Below are 18,269 nucleotides of genomic sequence, written 5' to 3'. Positions count from 1 at the left end.
GCGAGTTGCGCACGCCGAATCAAGCGGGGGAACAGCTGCCCAGGGTGGTGAGCGACTGTTCGGTGAGCGTCAATGTGCTCGACTCCAGCGTAATGGTTACTCGCTGTGGCGTTGTCTCCACGTCGCTGAGAGTGACCCCCTGCGGCAGGTAGTTGGCCACGCACACGCTGATCGGGTCGCCGCCGAGCACCAGGTCCACCAACCGGCTCACGTCCAGGCCGCCGGAGCCCGCGGTGACCTTGGCACCCGTGGGCGTGAGCACCAGGGCGTCTGGGGTCACGCTCGGTGCGGCCGTGGCCTGGTAGCCGATCGGCAGGCCGAGGATGCTGAGCTCGCCCGTGTAGGTGACCTCGTCGGTGCCGAGCTCGAGCTGGGCGTCGCGCGCCTCGGGGGCGGCATCCGCCTCGGCCAGCGCGGTCTGCAGCAGCGCGTTGAGGGCGTCCTGGTCGAGCTCGATGGCTCCGTCGACGTGGCCGATGGGCTGGCTCGTGTCGGTGGGCACATCCGTGGCGTCAATCGACACGGATGCCGGCACGCCGTTCACGGCCAGCTGCGGCGCCGTCAGCTGCACGCGTTCGAAACTGCCGGTGAGGTACTGGAAGATGACCGAGGCTCCCCCGATGGCCACGTTCACGTCACCCGTGACACCCTCGGGCAGCTTGGCGTCGATCTCGCTCGCGATGCGGTTCTCGGCGTAGCTGCGGAGGCCGGCATCGACGGCGAAGAAGATGCCCACGAGCGCGAGCACCGCCACGACCACCACCAGCAGACGGCGGGCCGGGCGGCGTCGTTTCGGCGTCGTGGCAGTCACGCGGGCGACTGCTTACATGCGCTCGGGCGCCGAGACGCCGAGCAGGCCGAGGCCGTTGCGGATGACTTGGCCGGTGGCGTCGTTCAGCCACAGGCGGGTGCGGTGCAGGTCGGTGACCGGCTCCTCGCCCAGCGGGATGACGCGGCAGTTGTCGTACCAGCGGTGGTAGTAGCCGGCGACCTCTTCGATGTAGCGGGCGATGCGGTGGGGTTCGCGCAGCTCGGCGGCCTGGGCCACCACGCGCGGGTACTCCTGCAGCACGCCCAGCAGGGCCGATTCGCTGTCGTGGGTGAGCAGTTCGGGGGCGAACGCGCTGCGGTCCACGCCGGAATCCACGGCGTTGCGGCCCACGGAGCAGGTGCGGGCGTGCGCGTACTGCACGTAGAACACCGGGTTCTCGTTGGTGCGCTTGCCGAGTAGGTCGAGGTCGATGTCCAGCTGCGAGTCGCTCGAGGAGCGCACCAGCGAGTACCGGCCGGCGTCCACGCCCACGGCGTCGACGAGGTCGTCGAGGGTGACGATGGTGCCGGCGCGCTTGGACATGCGCACGGGCTCGCCGCCCTTGAGCAGGTTGACCATCTGGCCGATGAGGATCTGCAGGTTGACGCCGGGCACGTCGCCGAACGCCTCGACCATGGCCATCATGCGGCCGATGTAGCCGTGGTGGTCGGCGCCGAGCATGATCAGGTTCTGGTCGAAACCGCGCTCGCGCTTGTCGAGGTAGTAGCCCAGGTCGCCCGAGATGTAGGCCGGTTCGCCGTTCGAGCGGATGATGACGCGGTCGCGGTCGTCACCGAAGGTGGTGGTGCGCAGCCAGATGGCACCATCCGCTTCGAAGATGTGGCCGAGCTCACGCAGGCGTGCGATGGCCTTGTCGACGGCGCCGGACTCGTGCAGGGAGTCTTCGTGGAAAAAGACGTCGAAGTCGACGCCGAAGCCGTGCAGCTTCTCCTTGATCTCGGTGAACATGAGGTCGACGCCGATGGCGCGGAAGATCTCCTGCTGTTCCTCGCGGGGCAGGCTCGCGATGTCACCCTCGTAGATCTCCACGACCTTGGCGGCGATGTCGCCGATGTACGCTCCGCCGTAGCCGTCTTCAGGGGTGGGCTCGCCCAGGTAGGCCGCGAGCACGCTGCGGGCGAAGCGGTCGATCTGCGAACCGTGGTCGTTGAAGTAGTACTCGCGCGTCACATCCGCGCCCTCGGCCTTCAGCACGCGGGCGAGGCTGTCGCCCACCGCGGCCCAACGCACGCCGCCCATGTGGATGGGGCCGGTGGGGTTGGCCGAGACGAACTCGAGGTTGATCTTGATGCCGTCGTACATGTGGCCGGTGCCGTAGGCCTCGCCGGCGTTGACGATGGTCTGCGCGAGGGCGCCGGCAGCGGATGCTTCGAGGCGGATGTTGATGAAGCCGGGGCCGGCAACCTCCACGGAGGCGATCTCGGGCATGGCTTCAAGGCCGGCGGCGAGTTCGGCGGCCACGGCGCGCGGGTTGGTGCCCAGCGGCTTGGCGATCTTCATGGACACGCTCGACGCCCAGTCGCCGTGGTCGCGGTTGCGCGGGCGCTCCAGTGACACGTCGGCGAGGCTCAAAGACAGGTCGGTGACCTCGATGCCTTCCCCGCGTCGTCGCTCAACCAGGTCGTTGACGAGGTTGAGCAGGGACTGAGAAAGTTCGGCAGGGGTCACGGCGATCAAGCTTACCCGGCGTCCCAGTTGGTAAGGTCAACGCGTGACCCACTCCAGCACGTCTTCCCTCGCCACCGGCCGCCGACTGCGCGCTGGACTCGCCCTCTCCGGCGCTACCCTCGCACTGTTCGCCCTGGCGGGATGCGCGCCGGCCGGCGACTCAGGATCGACGGGGACGCCGTCGCCCAGCAGCTCTGCCACCGGCAAGCCCACTGCGACGGCCACCGCCACCGCTGAGCCCACCGAGTCGGCCACGCCGTCACCCGCCGCCGAAGGCACCGCCGTCGACAAGACCTGCGACAGCATCCTCACCGCCGATGACGTGTACGCGATCAACCCCAACTACAGCGTCGACCCGGACTACGCGCCGACGAGCGACACCGCCGTGACCGCCACCACCTATAACGGTGTGTCGTGCGGGTGGATCAACCAGTCCAGCGGCGAGGTCATCGAGGTGTCGCTGGCCATGCCGAATGAGACCCTCACGAACACCCTCAAGGATTCGGCTCTCGCCGACGGCGACATCGTTCCCACCTATGGCACCGCCCCCGAGGTGGAGGGCTACTTCAGCAAGTCCGCCAGCACCGCCCAGGTCTTCACCAACGGCTACTGGGTAGCCGTCGCCTCCCCCGGCATGGCGGAGCCCGGCGACGCCGAGCGCATCGTCGTCTCGGTTCTCGGCAACCTGTAGAACGTCGCGCGGAGGGGCTCTGCTCCTCCACAGGCGGCGGTCTTTTCGAGTTCTCCACCGCTGATTCATTGGGATGCACGGTGTCGGTGGCCGGTGATTCACTGTCCCTATGGCCACCTCAAATGCCACTCCAGACAGCACTCCGGCAGACTCCCCCGACGGATTCTTTGATGACGACGTCGATCCGGTCGCCGAAGCCATCAGCGCGGTCATCGACCCGCTGATCGCCAACGCGAAGGTCATCGCCGCCGCGTACGCCGAGCGCACCCGGCTGCTAGCCGAGCTGGACCGCCTCGGCCACGACCGCTGGATCATCGCCGGCCTCGCCGGTGACCCGATCGAGTCCGGCCGCAACGACCCCGACACCCAGAAACACGGCCCGGCCTGGGACGACGAGGAACTGGCCCGTCGGGCATTGGCGGCCGAGGTCGGCTGCGCGCTGCGGATGCATTTCCAGACCGCCGGCATGATGATCTTCGACGCCGCCCGGCTCATGGAGCAGCTACCGCTGTTCCACCGGGCGTTGGCGGAGGGCCGGATCGGCTGGAGCCACGTGGTGAAGATGCTCGACGTCACCGCCGCCCTCCCCGTCGACCTGCCCGAACATGTGTTGCCGAAGCTCGAAGAGATGACGTTGACGGCTGCGGAGAAGCTCACTCCCGGCAAGTTCGCCAAGGTCGCCCGGGAACTCCTCGAATCCCTGCACCCGATTCCGCTGCAGGACCGCGTCAACGCCGGCATCCGCGAACGCCGGGTGGTGCTCCGCCCCGACATCAACGGAATGTCGTGGCTGAACGCCTATCTGAAAGCCGACGAAGCCCAGGCGATCTACGAACGCCTCACCCAGATCGCGCAAACCCTCAACGATGAGGACGACGCCAACACCAACGCCGGTGGCATAGGCGGTGATACCGCCGAGGCTGCCCAGGCGGCCGAGACTGCCGGGGCTGCAGAGACTGCCGGTGCTGCCGGGGCGAACAGCGCCGAAACGGGCAGCGACCGTGGCGCCAGCAGCGCAGCCGGTGACGGTGCCATCAGGACCGACGAGACGACCGGCGCCTCTCCTGGCACCGCGTTCAGGGCGCCGCAGCCGGACGCCATCGTGTGCCGCACCCGCGATCAGCGCCGCGCCGACACCTACCGCGACCTTCTGCTGGACGGCATCGGCGCCGATGGGAAACTCGGCCGAGGGATCCGCGGCACCGTGAACATCACCGTCCCGGTCCTCACACTTCTTGGCCACAGCGACCAACCCGCCATCCTCGACGGCTACGGACCCATCGACCTCGAAACCGCCCGGCGCCTCACCGGCACAGCGACGAGTTTCACCCGCATCCTCACCCACCCACACGCCGGGACCATCCTCTCCGTCGACCGCGACTCGTACACCCCACCGGCCGACCTTCGCCGGTACGTGCAAATCCGCGACAACACCTGCCAGACCCCTGGCTGCAACCGGCAAGCCGTCAACAGCGAGATCGACCACACCCAAGCCTGGAACGCCGGCGGAACCACCAGCGCCGACAACCTCGTCAGCCTCTGCCGACCCGACCACCGCCTCAAACACCAATCCAGCTTCAGCACCCGCCAATCACCCGACGGCACCCTCACCTGGACCACCCCCGGCGGCAAAACCTACACAAACCCCCACGCCCACGACCTCGTCCGCGCCGCTCTCCAGCCACCCACATCCGAGCAGCCACCCGCGTCGGGAACGCCTGACACTGCAGGACCGGCACCCACACCGAATTCACCACCCCTAACCCCGCCGGCCTCCGACCCTCCGCCAGAGACCGACAAGACCCCACCCTTCTAGGCCGCCGTCACGCGCCCGGTGCGCCTCGACTTCCCTGCCCACGTGAGGGGCCAACGCCGCAGCCCAGGGATGCTAACCTAGAGGTTCCTGGGCCCCCATAGCTCAGGGGATAGAGCACTGCCCTCCGGAGGCAGGGGCGGCAGTTCGAATCTGCCTGGGGGCACACTTTTCACACGCCACGCCACGCAGTGCACGTCAGACGGCGTCGTCGATTTCCGGTTTCTCGTCGCCGGATTGATCTGGCATCAATCCCAGGGCACGGGCGCGGCGGTAGAACGTGGCGCGAGACATACCGAAGTCGCGCACGACCAGTGCCGTCGGCTCTCCGGCTTCCATGAGTCGATTGGCGTTGCGGATCTGTCGGTTCGTGATTCTTCGTGGCCGGCCACCAAGGTTCTTGCCGGCCTTACGGCGCCTATCGATCGAGTCGAGCACGCGCTCACGCTTGATTTCGTGCTCCATCTGCCCCAGAGCAGCCATGGTGGTGAACAGCATGGGTCCCGGCGGTGTCGCCGTGTCGACATCGCCGCCGCAGAAATTGAGGACCCGAAGCTCAACCCCGCGGCCGCTCAGGCCCTCGGCGAACGCGAGCACGTTCTGCGTCGATTTACCCAGCCGGTCCAAAGACACGATCACGAATGTGTCACCAGGCTCAAGCGCCGTGACGGCGACATCAAGCTGAGGACGAGGTGCTCGAGCTCCGGAACTCCCTTCATCGACATAGAGGTCATCGCGCCGGACGCCGGCCGCCAAGAGCTCGGCCCGCTGTCCATCCGTGGCACCGTTTCTAGTCGATATTCTCGCGTAACCGATCAGCTTCGTCACAACGCTCCTTCGCTGTCTCATAACTAACGATGCGCACCGCAATTCGGTCACAGGGATACGCGACGTAGTTATGTGACTCTCAGGAACCCATTAATCACCAATATCAGGAAAAGTGCAGATTAAGGCGACGAGGCGTCTCATATCGGTAGGGTTACGAGACTGGAAGCGGGGTGTCGATTGACAGATCAGCCTTGACGGGTTGGCCTGATGGTGAGGTCGCCGATCTCGACGTCGTCCGGCTGCTCGATTGCGAAGGCGATCGCCCTGGCGACGGCCTCCGCTGGGATACCCAAGGCTGCCATCGATGTCTTTGCCTGCTCTCGGATGCGTGGGTCCGCGATGGAGTCAACGAGCTCTGTCTGAACATAGCCGGGCGAGATCGACGTGGTGCGCATGACACCATCAGTCGACTCCTGCCGGAGTCCTTCCAGCAGCGTTCGCACGGCGTTCTTTGTCGCAGCATAGACAGCCTGCGTGGGCACGATCTTGATTCCTGACGTCGATACGGTGGTCACAAAATGTCCGCGGCCCTGTGTTTGGAACACCGGCAGTGCAGCAGCGATACCGTTCAGCACGCCATGCAGATTCACATCGATCATGGACGACCATCCATCGACATCCAGTTCGGCCATCGGGGATAGTGACGACACTCCGGCGTTGCCGATAAATACATCCAGGCGGCCAAACGATCGCACGGTCTGGTCGACAAAATTGGCGACTGCGGACGGTGAGGTGACATCGACTTCGCATGCGATGGCGCGTCCACCCGTGGCGACGATCGTCGCCACGATGTCGTCGAGTCGGCCGGTGCGCCGTGCTCCGAGAGCCACCATCGCGCCCCGTTCCGCCAGCAAGCGCGCGGTCGCTTCGCCTATACCGCTGCTAGCTCCCGTGATGGCGACGACCTTGTCGGTGATGCCGTTCATTGGTATTTCCCGTCGTTCTAGTGACTAGATTGGACACGTGTCCGCTTGACATCACTATACGGACACGTGTCCGTTTAGGCAATCGATATTTCGTGAGACCCAATGACTCCTTCAATGCCCCGTGCTGATGCCGTTAACAACCGTGCCCGCATCGTTGAAGCGGCGCGTGAAGCAATCGCTACAGCCCCGCCAGGTGGGGATGATCTGCGCTTAAACGCGATTGCCCAAAAGGCTGGCGTGGGTCAGGGCACGCTCTACCGCCACTTTCCGACCCGTGCCGACCTGCTGGTAGAGGTCTACCGGCATGACGTCGATGAACTCGTCGCCCTGGCGCCGATACTCCTCGAAACCGAGGCAGCGGATGTCGCCCTCGCTCTGTGGTTCGACCGCGTCGCGGACTATGCCCGAATCAAGCGCGGGGTTTTCGCGGCCGTCGAAGCCTCTATCTGGAAGGACCTCAGTGCTCACAGCCTGGGTCCCATTGGGGAGGCGATCACGTTGCTGCTCGAGGCAGGTCGCAAGTCCAAGGTCATCCGCCCGGAGGTCGATGCCCAGGACGTCATCACACTGATCGGATTCCTGACGCGCCTTGACGAGTCCGATTGGGACGAACGTGCCCGCTCCTTGCTCACCGTCGTGCTCGACGGCTTGAGACCCCCCGCGACTTCATAGGCGCTCAGTTCCGCTGCAGGGAGATCCGGCCAAGGAGGGTGTTCAAGAAGCAGCGCCCTGTGTGGTTGCGCTTCACCGCCGCCTACGGTGTCTCAGAACCCGGGTGTCCCGAAACCCATGCGATACGAGACGCCGGCTCATCCCTTCACGCCCTGAGAGGCGGGTGGCTTGTCTCGTATCTTCACCTGTCTCGAATCCCGAGGGTCACGAGACAGCGCCACGAATTTTCTCCGTGAAGGGAATCCGGTCGCTCTAGTCAGCTGTTACGCACCGGGACGTTGTTGTCAGCGGCCAGGTCCTAGTGGCCCTTGACAAGTTCTGGAGTTGGTCGTCCCGCGGCCGTCCACTCGTCGAACGTCACGGGGCGATATATGCCGGGTGCGGTGTAATGCACGGTCGAACTGTCGGGGAAGATGAGAAACATATCGTTGGGGAGCCTCGGGCCTACCTGCGGCGTGGGGAAACCTTCCGCGGCCCATTCTGCATAGTCGATCGGTCCACCCTGGCCAAACCCAATATTCGTCATTCGCACGATATCGTTCGACCAAGTGAGCTTGAAGAAACCCTCGGCGGACCTCCATTGGAACGCTCGGAACCCCGACGCTTCCCATTCCGTGTAGCTGAGCTTGTGGTTGATGCCGTCAGCACCCTCAACGAGAACCTCCGGGGACGAGCCCCACTGGTAGTAGTAGCTTCCCTTGATCCACCCGGCGATGCGCGCCGACGGGAAGCCTGCCGTCTGCCACTGCGCGAACGTGATCGGCGTCCACTGCCAGGCACTTTCCCCACCCGGCCAGAAGGTCACCGCGTATACCGTCGGCGACCACGGATACTTCACGAAATCGGTTGCGGTGTTCTCGAAGCTGCTGAACTTGTACACGTCCCGCCACTTCTCGAACGACAGCGGCACCGGTGTTTCCACGCCCGCCTCCGTCACCAGCTCGTAGATCGTTCCGTCGTACACGGTCTTGTAGAGCGGCCACAATGTCTGCGTTGGATCGGCCAATGGTGCCACTGTCGAAGTCGAGGTGTCGACTCTCGTCGCTTCAGCAGACGCCGGGGCGACCCCGGTCAACACGACGAGCGCGACTCCGATCGCGGTTGTTAATGCAATGACTTTCTTCACGCTGATGCCCCCTCTACACGCGTGCGGCCGTCGCGGGGCATCCGCGATTTGGCTCCGAAACGTGAAGAGATGGTCGAAACCTACGCGAGATTCTCCTGCGGCCGAACTGCTTCGCCGCGGTCACCCTGCGGTGACCCTTTGCTCAAGTTAGCACCCGCGCGACACGCACGGTCAAACCATTTAGATCGATCATCGAGCAAACCCCTCGGTTTGAACGGCCAACTTTGAAGAGGTTTCGGCGGCCTCGTCCGGCCGCGGGGCGGCCTGTTCGCGCAAACAGCGACAGGCGACAAGCGTTTCGCGCGGTGAGTACTTATGGGGCGCGACAGCCAATACCTGATGGGCGGAACCAAAAAGCAACCGTTCTGAACCGTCCTGCGCAGTTGAGTAGGAATAGGCCCGCGAATCGATTCGGGGCCGTCCGGGGCGCAACGCCACTCGCCATCCGAAGGTCGTGTCTCACAACCTCGCTGCCTCATGACCCATGGGCAACGAGAGGTTCTTTGCCCACCGGACGTTGAGGTCTAAGCCGAGTGGAGCGTCACGCTCTCGGTCGTTGGTCAGAAGGCTACTGTGAGCAAATGGGTGACACCGCGCGAATCCCCGCTCGCAGACGATCGTGGGCGGTTAGGGGGCTACTCGCAGCTCTCATCACCGTGCTCTTGCTGCAGGTCATCACGGCGATCTTGGGCCACTCACCGTCGGCAGCGGGATCTGGGCTGCCGGCGGTTTTGGGCGGCCTGGTCGGTGGAGCAGTCCTCGCCGTCATACTTTTGTGGGCCTTCTACCGCCCGGGTCGGCGACTGTTAACCGAGCTCATCCGTTCCGGTTCGGTCCCCACGGCCATCTACTCCTCAGATCGACTCAAGGAGGCGCTGCAAGACCTCACCGGCGTGCGCCTAAAGTCGTATTTGTCTCGCGATGGCTCGTTCCTTGCCTTCGTGGATACCGGCGAGAAGTTTGAATTGTGGCGGTGGTACTGGAATCGACCGCAATGTGTGGCGAGGATCCCCTGGTCGAGTATCGACTCGTACGAACAGGACGAAGTACGTCATGCCGTCACCATCGACAGGGCGATCGTGGTCGGCCTCCAGAAGGGCGGGCAAATAGTCAGCATCCCATTGACCCCTTACAAGCGTGGCTGGCTCCGGCTCAGACCGGTAAGCGACGAAGAATACTGGTCCCTACTGCTGCACTTTGGGTCTCACTTGTCGGGAGACGGTTCCGGCGACGAATCGAGTTCACAATCGACAGCGTCTCGGAACTAATGTGTCTTGAGTTTCAAGGGTATCGAGTCAGAAACAACGCTGTGGCAATTGAGGCCAGTAAGGTTGCGCCATGACGAGTTCGCGCTTTCGTCGACTTCTCGGGCTCTTTATACTCACGGTATTCGGCTTGCTGGCCCTAAGCGCATTCTTGACCGGGATAACTCTTGACGGCAAGGAAGTTCCGGCCATCCAGTGCACGCGTTCCATGCACCTTCCTGAATCTGGCGGCCCCTTCAACGAAGGCACCCGAGTTACAGGCGAACGGACGCTTCTGCCCCTAGGAGTGAATTGCACCTACGACAGCCCAGAGGACGCGATCGGACCGCAAACGGTGCCGAACAGCAATTGGCCCTCGACCACGGTTTGGGTCGTAGGCACGGTCATCGCTCTATACGGAGCGTCATTGGCATTCCGTCCTCGAACAAATCTAGAAACAGGGCCCGCTAGGAACTCCTAAAACTCCCGCGGCACGCACTTTGCGAGCGACCAAGCGATGAAGCTCGCAAAAGTTGATGAGTCTCATTACCGAGACGACCCATAACCCATGGGATACGAGACGTAGGAGTTGTCCTCTCCGATCGACGAGTGGCATACGACTTGTCTCGTATCCTGATCTGTCTCGCATTGGTAGTGTTTCGAGACACGCAAGCCCAACAGGCGTCGAACAAATTGCTTTGGGTCCGAGGGTCAAGCCCCGAGCTGCGCGATTCCAACCAAATAGCCAGTGCAGCCGGGCTCTCGAACTTTCGCTTGGGGTCGGTGCGCTGCGCAGGACTGTGATCCGATACAGGTGTGGACGGTTGGGACGGTTGCCGTTCGTGGCCGGCCGTGGACAATCTGGGCTGCCCGAATTGGGGGCAGAACGCGAGCAGCAGGGACCAGATAGATGGCGGAGCTTGCCTACACTGCCCACTACTGTCGCAAGAGGAGCCGTGTTGTTCTTTCGGTCCGACCGAACAGAAGAAGACGATCAGATGGTCCGGTCCGTTCTTTCAGCGCCAATGCAACTGCGGATAACTGATGCGGATCGACTACGCACCTTCGCCAGGCAACTAGGCATCTTCAGCGTCGTCGGCTAGAGACCCTAGATACACCTTCAGCGAGCGTGTACACCTGCGACGACATTGCCACCCTTGATGACGTGGCACCCGGTTTCGTCACCGCCGACGGAACCGCGCCGACCCCGGTTGCCGCGATCCAGCCAGCGTTTAACCTGATCGACTACGTCGTGCCAGCCCTGGGCGGTCTGTCCTGCTCCTGGCGGGTCGGCCCCGCGGTCACCGAACCGTTGCACGACCCCGTCGATTCCGACTGGGCTTACGTCAGCGTCAAGGTCGTTGCCGGCGGCGCCGACTCCTGGGCGCCCTTCACGGTGGGCGACGACGCCTTATCGTTCGGCGACGGCCCCTCCGACACTGCGATGACCATCGGAGGCATTGACGCGGCGACCGGATGCGGCTACGACACCGGCTGCTTCATCAGCGCGCCGGTCGGCGATGCCTGGGTCGAAATCGTGTTGAGCACGAACTGGATCCAACGCGACGGTTGGTATTTCTCCGGGCTGACGCCCGACGCGATCCTGGCGCAGATGCAGCCGCTCGCAGCATCCGTTTTCACCGCTCTGACGGATGCTCAGCCCGGCCAGTTGGTCTGGCCGACGGTCGATCTGGTCGAACACGAATCGGACTGCACCCGCGCGGTGGGGTCGGAGGGCATCGCCACGGCTCTCGGCGTCGACTCGCTCGAATACGAAGTCCGGTCCCCACCAAACGGCTTGACCTGCTTTGAGAACTACGTGGCGCAGCGGGCCGGGGTATTCCAGTGTGATGTGGATGCCGACGTCCCGGCAGACTTGATCGGCGCCGGGGTTTGGGGTACTTCTGTCACGGTCGGTTACGACCTGGCCGGACTCGTCGACACGATGGTCTCCACACCAGACACCCAGGCCCTGCCGACGATTGCGCTGAAGGGCGCGGTCGAGGGTGAGCACGCCGTGCAGATGTGCTCCGACGTGACACCGTTCTGCGTCGTGATCTTCTCACTCGGCCAGTCGGCCTACCAGGTCGCGTCGACCAGCGACACGGTGGCTATCGCCGAAGCGATCATCGCCCACACCCGCTAGTGGTCATGTTTGTAAGTTCGTCGAGGGTTTAGGTCCGCATAGTCAGCCATATAGCCCGAAGCCCCCGGCCATGCTGGCGGCCCCTGGGTCGGTTCTGGCGACAGTGGCAAGGACCCTGGAAAGCCCACGCAGGCGTAGGCCCAGCTGGACCCCTTCGAATCTGACCGCAGCGGAGCGTGTCCACTTCGTGTCCGGTGTCTCGCAACCGAGATGCCTCGAAACCCATGGGTTTCGAGACACCTCGGAAGCAGCATTCCGTTTCGATCGTGCCGCAGGGTTATCGCATCGGCATGGGGCGGTCTCCGCTGGCCTAGTCTCCCTGAATTAGGTCGACGAGGTCTTGGGCGCTCTCGTCGGTCCCTAGAGCGATTTGCACCTGATCGCCTTTCATGGCTTCCATAACGCGGACCGCGGTTTGCACCTCGCCACCGACCTTGATGAGTAGGCGCGCCGAGTCCCCAGCCCTGACGGCCTCTTCCGTGAGCTCCTGCCACACCTTCGCACCGTCCTCGGTGAACGTTACGTCAACCGCGCTCTGCCCGCCCTCGGCAACACTGGAACTCTTAACGCCGGCTTCTCGGAATGTGGAGGGAAGCAGAACACTGTCGCCGTCGACCAACACGCACTGAGAGTCCGACCCCGCAATGCATGTGTCCGAGACCGCCATATCGATAGTTCCCCCCGTCCCCGACGACGTCTCGTCAGCACCAGCGGAAGACGAGCAGGCGCTAAGCGCGAGCAGCATAAATGCGGCCAAGGTGAGCCTTCTAGTCCGGAAAGACATGATCGTCCGTTCTCTAAGTAGGTTTCAACGGCCGACTTAGCCCCCACTGCGACCGTAGGGCGCGGCGGAGCTAAGCGCCAGCATCTCCCAGTTCCCGCTGGCTCGCGCGCCGCCCCACTTCGGGCAGCCGATAGTCTCGGGCCACATCAACTACAGCTGCGACTACTCGAGATGGTATCGACACCTCGGAACGACTTCCTCGCGTCTCGTAACTCTCGTGTCGCATGCTGACCTGTCTCGCATCCGTAGGGATACGAGACACCCAGGCTCAAATGGTTATCCCGCTTGGCGAACGCCAACGTGATTTCCCAAGCAGGCAGCTACGAGACGCCGAAGATGGCCATCGCGACACGCTATCTTCAGGACATACAACAGGACTGGAGCGTGGGCATTGGTTGGGCTAACGAACGGACCTGAAGTGGGAAAAACTCTGCCGGTTGCGGTTAGGGTAACCCTTGTTACCAGGAAGCGCCGTTCACTAATTTTTGGTCGTAGATACTATTCATACGACGTCCGTTTCAAGGATGGCGAGATCCAACAGGACGTCAACCTCGATGCGGTTTTGCAGGGCGCGCGTTTTCCAGCTGACTATCGGGCGGTCAAGCATGGTGCGATGGCAGTGGCTGGTGATGATGCGCCGGGCGAATGGGTGGATTATCCGTACGGTCGGCCGCTGCGCGACTGAGCGGGCAAAAGCCCTGCCGCAGCGTGGTTCATCGGCTTGCCATGGAACGGGGCGAGTCCCTCACCACTATTTCGCTCATAAGGCACTTCACTCATGTCTCGCAACCTCAGTGTGTCGAAACCCACTGGTTGTGAGACTCTACAGGCGGCGATGAAGAGTGAACCGGCGGTCAGCCGGCAGTTCCTTCCCACGCATGGTGACCACGGCGGTACCCAAGTCGGCAATGGCTACGAAACTTGGCGGCTGCTGGTGCCTCGTCCCCCGTCGATTGCCCGGACGAACTAGGAATTGGGGCGGCCATGGGTTGAGGCGTCGGATCGTGCCTAGCGGAACAAAACGACCCGGTGGAATTGAGAATTGGCCATGACGCAGCAACACTTCTCTCTAAATTCCGGGTCGGGTGATCGGCATCCACAACAAGATGGTGACGAGTGATGTCCACCACTACTGTCAAGGAATGGCCCAGACCCGCGCCCCTATTACTGACGACTACTCCCGTCTGCTTCGGTGGCTTCCCGATGCCGAAGCGCTCTACCTTTTCGCCGGGCCAAGCATCGCCTGGCCCCCGACCATAGAACAATTCGGGGAGATAGCCACCCGACCAGGACTGACCGCGTGGATGGTCGCGGAAGAACACGACCAACCCGCCTGGGGGCATTTCGATCTCACTTTGCAGGAAAAATCAGCTCGCCTCGGAAGAGTCATTATCGATCCGCACTTTAGAGGTCGAGGCCTGGGTCACACCCTCATCGCTTTGGCACTGGATGAGGCGCTCCAGCTCGGAGCCGAAGAAGTGCGACTTGCCGTGATCGCTGGCAATACACCCGCTGTCAGTACTTACCGCCGAGCAGGCTTCCGGGAGATCGTGGATCCCGAACGCCCCCAGTTCACAGCAATGGCATACGACCTGCGGGAGCGGGTGTAACACCGACTGCGGCTGGCCTGCCGCGAATCCAGTTGCAACGTGGCCCGCTTCCTCCGTGAGCAGGGCATCTCCGAAACCATTGTGTGTTCGCGTCCTGATAGACACACATCTCACGTTGAGATCGGTGCCCTGCCGTAGGTGACGTCAATGTGAGAGGTCTGATCTCCGGCGATCCCTCGACGTCATGCATGCAGCACGGTGTCTCTCCACCTCAGTGTGTCGAAACACCCGGCATGCGAGACACAGAGTGTGCTTAAGGGAGTTGCCGGAGGCGAGGCGTGAGATGTCTCGCATCTGCGCTGAGGATAGTCAGATGAAAGTGTTCAATGCGCGCCGGTAGCTGTCACTGTTCGCACGCGTGCCAGCAGTCATGAGAAGCGCGTTCTCGCTGATCCTGCGTGTGAACTCACCCAAACAAGGGATGGTCACGATCTTCGTCAGGCCCGCATGCCACGCGGAGATCAGCGGCGGTAGATCGCGCCGCTCCGGAGAGTCTTCGATTCGCGTCGCCATTGCTGCTAGTTGAGCATCCATCCCAACTTGTGACCAGGCGCGGTACGAGTCGTTCTCGAACGCGCTGTCTCCGAAATCGTCGCGCCAGCTGGGTCCAACAATTCGGTGCAGAAGACTGGCACGTTCGGTCGAACCGATTGCAGTGGCTTGAAGCTCAACGAAAAGTCGCGAATCAAGGTCTGGACCCGCGTACGCCACGACAGCATGCCAGATGCGGGGCCAGGCGCTGGCCCACTCGTCGCGAGTATCGGTACTCAATGCAGCATGCTGAACGGTTGTCGGCGTGTCCAACAGGAGCGGAGGGAGGTCTTCACCTTGAAGTCGCAGCGCATGCGCTTCCCGGATCCAGAGCAGTTCCAGGAGGGCATTAGGACGATCTTCGATCGTGAGCAACATGTCGTGAGGCCACGGGTTTCCCGGTATCGGTGTGCTGGATCGCATAGTCCCCACTCTCTGTTGCGTCCATCTTGGCCGTCCAGCGTGACCGAAACAACGACTCTGCAGACCCCTGAAGAAGGCACACGTGTCGCGTAAGGTGCACGTCTCGAAAGCCATGGGATATGAGAGCCAGGAAGCCGCCTGTTACCGTGACGAGCGGGCACGTAACTTGTCGCGCATCTAGACCTGTCTCGAATCCCTGGGGATACGAGACACCCGCTATGCCCGTGAGTCATTTTGATCGATTGACGGCGGCAAACCAGGCGGATAGTGGTCGGGCCGTGATGAGTATCAGGATGCCGAACAGCGTCTGACAGAGTACGCCAAAGAGTGATAGGCCTCCGATCGTGGCGTAGACCATGGCATTCACGCCAACGTCGACGACGATGACGACAACACCGAGAACGACGCCAACCTGTTTCTGGAGCAATATGAGAACGACGACAAGCGGATCCAAAAACGTCAGCAAGATCCAGAAAAGGCGAAGAGGATCGGGGAAGGACGAATACGCGTTTGTGCCACCCAGCAGGAGATCGACGGTGTGCGTGCTGGTACCAATCAGGTAGCCAACAATCCAGAGCACCTGAAAAATGCGGGCCCAACCAATGCTTCGGGAAGATTCAGTGTCGTTCACCCGCGCCTGCCCCTCAGTACGATGCCTCCACGCGCGCTCATGTCCTGAACCTACCTGCTCTGCTGCGCCAGGATCTCGCCACTAGTAAGTGACCCGACAGATGGCTCGTGCCGCAGGTTCGTCACACTGCCACCGCGACCGGCCGGGCTTGAGCCAGCGCTACTGCACGATGACCAGATCACCGCATGCCAGATAGGGTGACGGTTCTCGCACTTCTCAGCGTTGACGGAGGTCGCATGTCATTGGTTGTCGTTTCGGTGTCCGCATCAACGCTGCGTTCAAACAAGCGTGAGCGCCGAACGCTGGTCGGTCTGATCCTGGTACTTGTGCCGCTTCTTACGGCCTGCACCGTCACGGAGCCCACACCGCCAGCGCCGACGGGGCTCGTCACATACCCCCTTCCAGAGGACTGGGTAGGCATGGCCGGGTTGAAAGTCGGGACTCTGGCATTCGTCGACAACTGCCTTCGGTTTGACGATGGCGACATTCCTGTATTTCCCGACAAGCTCACGACTTGGGACGGCACGACACTCACATTTGCAGGCGAGGAGTACCGGATGGGAGACGAGATCTCGCTCGGCGGTGGGAGTCCCGTGGAAGGCGCGACGGTGTCCATACCGATCCCCAAGTCCTGCGGAAACGGGATCATAATCATCGTCTCCCCTCCGTCACGCGCAGAGGGCTGAGCGAACCGGGGAGCATGTCTGCGCCGGTCACCGGTTAGCTGATGATGGCTGTGTTACCTCTTAACCTCTTTGCCTCATATCCCGTGGGATACAAGACAGTGAGATCGATCTTGACAATCTCGACGTCACCCAATGCTGCGCGAACCAGCGCCCACGCCCGACGAAGTAGGAGTCGAGTGCGCGTGCCCGCTGGTTCCTCAAGCTCTGCGATTAGGTGGTTTGACGCGCGATCCATTCCCATATCTTGTCGCATAGCGAAGCGCCCCTGTCAGTCGGACGTGTCTCGTAACATCAGTGTGTCGAATCCCGTGGGAGACGAGACGCAGGAAGTCGCGTATCAACGTGACGAGCGGCCCCTTACTTGTCGGCCGCCGCCGCGCCGAGTTGAACCGCCAGCTCCATGCTGCGCAGGCGGGCCGGGGAGAAATCGTAGGGCATGCTCCGGATGATCTCCGCCGCACTCCTCGCGCGTGAGCCCTCTACAGGATCGGGGTCGGGCGCCGCGTCGGCGTCCTCGGGCGGGTGCAGCTCGTCCCAGGCGTTGAAGATCGCGTCATCCTCCTCCAGCTGACCGGACTCTTCGATGACGCGCATCAGCGCGATCTCGAAGGCGTGCCGCTCGGCCGCTGCCTGCGCCACCCGGGGGTCGTCGACGGCGACCGTGTCATCGAGCGCCTCCTCGGCGGCGTCGACGCGGTCGGACTCGGCGCGCAGCCCGGGATCGAGGGCCAGAGCGAGGAAGCGGCCCGCCTGCATGACGGCGCCGAGCGGACCGAAGATTCGTTCGGTGACCAGCAGCACGTCCAGGTCGTCCTGGCGCAGCGCGCCCTCGGGCGCGCCCTCGAGGCGGCCGGAGACGAGATCGTCGAGCAGTCCTAGTCGGCTGCCGAGGGTCCGCATGCGCTGCACCGAGGCCCGCTTTCGCTGCAGCTCGGCCTCCTGCGCGGCGAGGGTGTCCTCTAGTCGCGCGAGGACGCCTGCGATCTCGTCCTCGCCGTCGGCGCCGCTCGGTGCGGGGCCGGCGAACGCGTCGCGGATGTCGTCGAGGGCGATCCCGGCGTCGGCCATGCGGCGGATCCAGAGCAGCCGGATGATCTCCGCGTGGCCGTACCGGCGGCGCCCATCCCCGCCCCGCTCGCGCTCGGGCAACACGCCGACCTGGTGGTAGTGGCGGATCGCCCGGGGCGTGATGCCCACAAACGCAGCGGCGTCGCCGATCAGGACCTCCCGGGGCGGGGTGGGGAACGGATGCATGGCAAACCTCTCGGATTGGGACAGGATGTGCTTCCAGCAGACCACATGACGCTACGGCAGGAGCAACTCGATCTGACAGACAACGCAGGCTCCAGCCGCGAGGGCCCGCAGCTGATCGGTTGGCTGGTCGGAAGTGCCGCCCGCGTCAGCCTGCGCGCCGTACTCGCGAGGTTGCAGCTCGAGCACAGCCGCCTGATCCACGCTCCCCGACCGTGCTGCGGCCCTCTCTGATTGGTCGGCGCCTCGGCGGCCTCGGCGCGCGAGGTGCGGCCCGCCGCTCATGCGCATCCATCGTTCCGGCGATCGCGGTCCCGGCCGCCGTCTCGACGTTCTCCGCGTGTACCCCGTCGACAGCCGCCCGCTGCTGGTCGGTGAGGAGTCACTCGGCATGTGCACCGGGAGCG

General features: G+C 63.3%; 16 protein-coding genes and 1 tRNA gene. 8 read left to right on the top strand and 9 right to left on the bottom strand.

Annotated elements, in window-relative coordinates; translation table 11 throughout:
- Positions 1-19 precede the first annotated feature (19 nt).
- Together PA27867_RS04090 and argS are read right to left on the bottom strand one after the other, a co-directional pair.
- Complete coding sequence (locus tag PA27867_RS04090) at positions 20-811, bottom strand: DUF2993 domain-containing protein (protein WP_084020668.1); 792 nt, start codon at positions 809-811, stop codon at positions 20-22.
- Between the two features lie 12 nt (positions 812-823).
- Positions 824-2,500 carry an arginine--tRNA ligase gene (gene argS / locus PA27867_RS04085; protein ID WP_066599021.1) on the bottom strand — a complete coding sequence of 559 codons (1,677 nt, stop codon included), beginning with the start codon at positions 2,498-2,500 and terminating at the stop codon, positions 824-826.
- 43 nt (positions 2,501-2,543) lie between these two features.
- Between argS and PA27867_RS04080 the strand changes: the two genes are divergently transcribed.
- From PA27867_RS04080 to PA27867_RS04070, 3 genes are all read left to right on the top strand, one after another.
- Positions 2,544-3,191 carry a hypothetical protein gene (locus PA27867_RS04080; protein ID WP_084020666.1) on the top strand — a complete coding sequence of 216 codons (648 nt, stop codon included), beginning with the start codon at positions 2,544-2,546 and terminating at the stop codon, positions 3,189-3,191.
- Positions 3,192-3,300: 109 nt separating this feature from the next.
- Positions 3,301-5,007, top strand: coding sequence for an HNH endonuclease signature motif containing protein (locus tag PA27867_RS04075; protein WP_066593623.1), 1,707 nt, complete (start codon positions 3,301-3,303; stop codon positions 5,005-5,007).
- A gap of 91 nt (positions 5,008-5,098) precedes the next feature.
- Positions 5,099-5,170, top strand: a tRNA-Arg gene (locus PA27867_RS04070).
- Positions 5,171-5,202: 32 nt separating this feature from the next.
- Here the strand turns inward: PA27867_RS04070 and PA27867_RS04065 are convergent.
- Both PA27867_RS04065 and PA27867_RS04060 read right to left on the bottom strand, forming a co-directional pair.
- Positions 5,203-5,832 carry a recombinase family protein gene (locus PA27867_RS04065; RefSeq protein ID WP_066593612.1) on the bottom strand — a complete coding sequence of 210 codons (630 nt, stop codon included), beginning with the start codon at positions 5,830-5,832 and terminating at the stop codon, positions 5,203-5,205.
- 185 nt (positions 5,833-6,017) lie between these two features.
- Entirely contained in the window at positions 6,018-6,758 is a 741-nt protein-coding gene (locus tag PA27867_RS04060; RefSeq protein ID WP_066593609.1) for an SDR family oxidoreductase, read from the bottom strand.
- Positions 6,759-6,872: 114 nt separating this feature from the next.
- Here PA27867_RS04060 and PA27867_RS04055 point away from each other — a divergent pair, with 114 nt between their 5' ends.
- The gene (locus tag PA27867_RS04055; RefSeq protein WP_208857297.1) at positions 6,873-7,430 is read left to right on the top strand and encodes a TetR/AcrR family transcriptional regulator; all 558 of its coding nucleotides are present in this window, start codon (positions 6,873-6,875) and stop codon (positions 7,428-7,430) included.
- A 298-nt stretch (positions 7,431-7,728) separates the two neighbouring features.
- Here the strand turns inward: PA27867_RS04055 and PA27867_RS04050 are convergent, their stop codons facing one another.
- Positions 7,729-8,556: a hypothetical protein gene (locus PA27867_RS04050; protein ID WP_157109113.1), complete on the bottom strand. Its 828-nt coding sequence runs from the start codon at positions 8,554-8,556 to the stop codon at positions 7,729-7,731.
- A 2,373-nt stretch (positions 8,557-10,929) separates the two neighbouring features.
- Between PA27867_RS04050 and PA27867_RS04040 the strand changes: the two genes are divergently transcribed.
- The gene (locus PA27867_RS04040) at positions 10,930-11,946 is read left to right on the top strand and encodes a hypothetical protein (RefSeq protein WP_066593599.1); all 1,017 of its coding nucleotides are present in this window, start codon (positions 10,930-10,932) and stop codon (positions 11,944-11,946) included.
- A 310-nt stretch (positions 11,947-12,256) separates the two neighbouring features.
- On the opposite strand, the gene PA27867_RS04035 is transcribed toward PA27867_RS04040, so the two are convergent.
- Positions 12,257-12,568, bottom strand: a complete 312-nt coding sequence (locus PA27867_RS04035; RefSeq protein ID WP_157109112.1) for a SecDF P1 head subdomain-containing protein — start codon at positions 12,566-12,568, stop codon at positions 12,257-12,259.
- Between the two features lie 580 nt (positions 12,569-13,148).
- Here PA27867_RS04035 and PA27867_RS20535 point away from each other — a divergent pair.
- A complete protein-coding gene (locus PA27867_RS20535) occupies positions 13,149-13,415 on the top strand; it encodes a hypothetical protein (RefSeq protein ID WP_157109111.1) in 267 nt (88 codons plus the stop codon).
- Positions 13,416-13,815: 400 nt separating this feature from the next.
- Complete coding sequence (locus tag PA27867_RS04030; protein WP_066593589.1) at positions 13,816-14,340, top strand: GNAT family N-acetyltransferase; 525 nt, start codon at positions 13,816-13,818, stop codon at positions 14,338-14,340.
- A gap of 309 nt (positions 14,341-14,649) precedes the next feature.
- Here PA27867_RS04030 and PA27867_RS20530 read toward each other — a convergent pair whose 3' ends face one another.
- Together PA27867_RS20530 and PA27867_RS04020 are read right to left on the bottom strand one after the other, a co-directional pair.
- Positions 14,650-15,249 (bottom strand): hypothetical protein, encoded by a 600-nt coding sequence (locus tag PA27867_RS20530; RefSeq protein ID WP_066593586.1) that lies wholly within the window; start codon positions 15,247-15,249, stop codon positions 14,650-14,652.
- 274 nt (positions 15,250-15,523) lie between these two features.
- Positions 15,524-15,925, bottom strand: a complete 402-nt coding sequence (locus PA27867_RS04020) for a hypothetical protein (RefSeq protein WP_066593583.1) — start codon at positions 15,923-15,925, stop codon at positions 15,524-15,526.
- A 236-nt stretch (positions 15,926-16,161) separates the two neighbouring features.
- Here PA27867_RS04020 and PA27867_RS20525 point away from each other — a divergent pair, with 236 nt between their 5' ends.
- Positions 16,162-16,611, top strand: a complete 450-nt coding sequence (locus PA27867_RS20525; RefSeq protein WP_157109110.1) for a hypothetical protein — start codon at positions 16,162-16,164, stop codon at positions 16,609-16,611.
- Between the two features lie 357 nt (positions 16,612-16,968).
- Here PA27867_RS20525 and PA27867_RS04010 read toward each other — a convergent pair whose 3' ends face one another.
- Entirely contained in the window at positions 16,969-17,865 is an 897-nt protein-coding gene (locus PA27867_RS04010; RefSeq protein ID WP_066593576.1) for a MerR family transcriptional regulator, read from the bottom strand.
- Positions 17,866-18,269 lie beyond the last annotated feature (404 nt).

The sequence above is a fragment of the Cryobacterium arcticum genome, from assembly GCF_001679725.1.
Lineage (GTDB): Bacteria > Actinomycetota > Actinomycetes > Actinomycetales > Microbacteriaceae > Cryobacterium > Cryobacterium arcticum_A.
The sequence above is the reverse complement of the archived record's forward strand: the minus strand, read 5'-3'. Positions and strand labels throughout refer to the sequence as shown.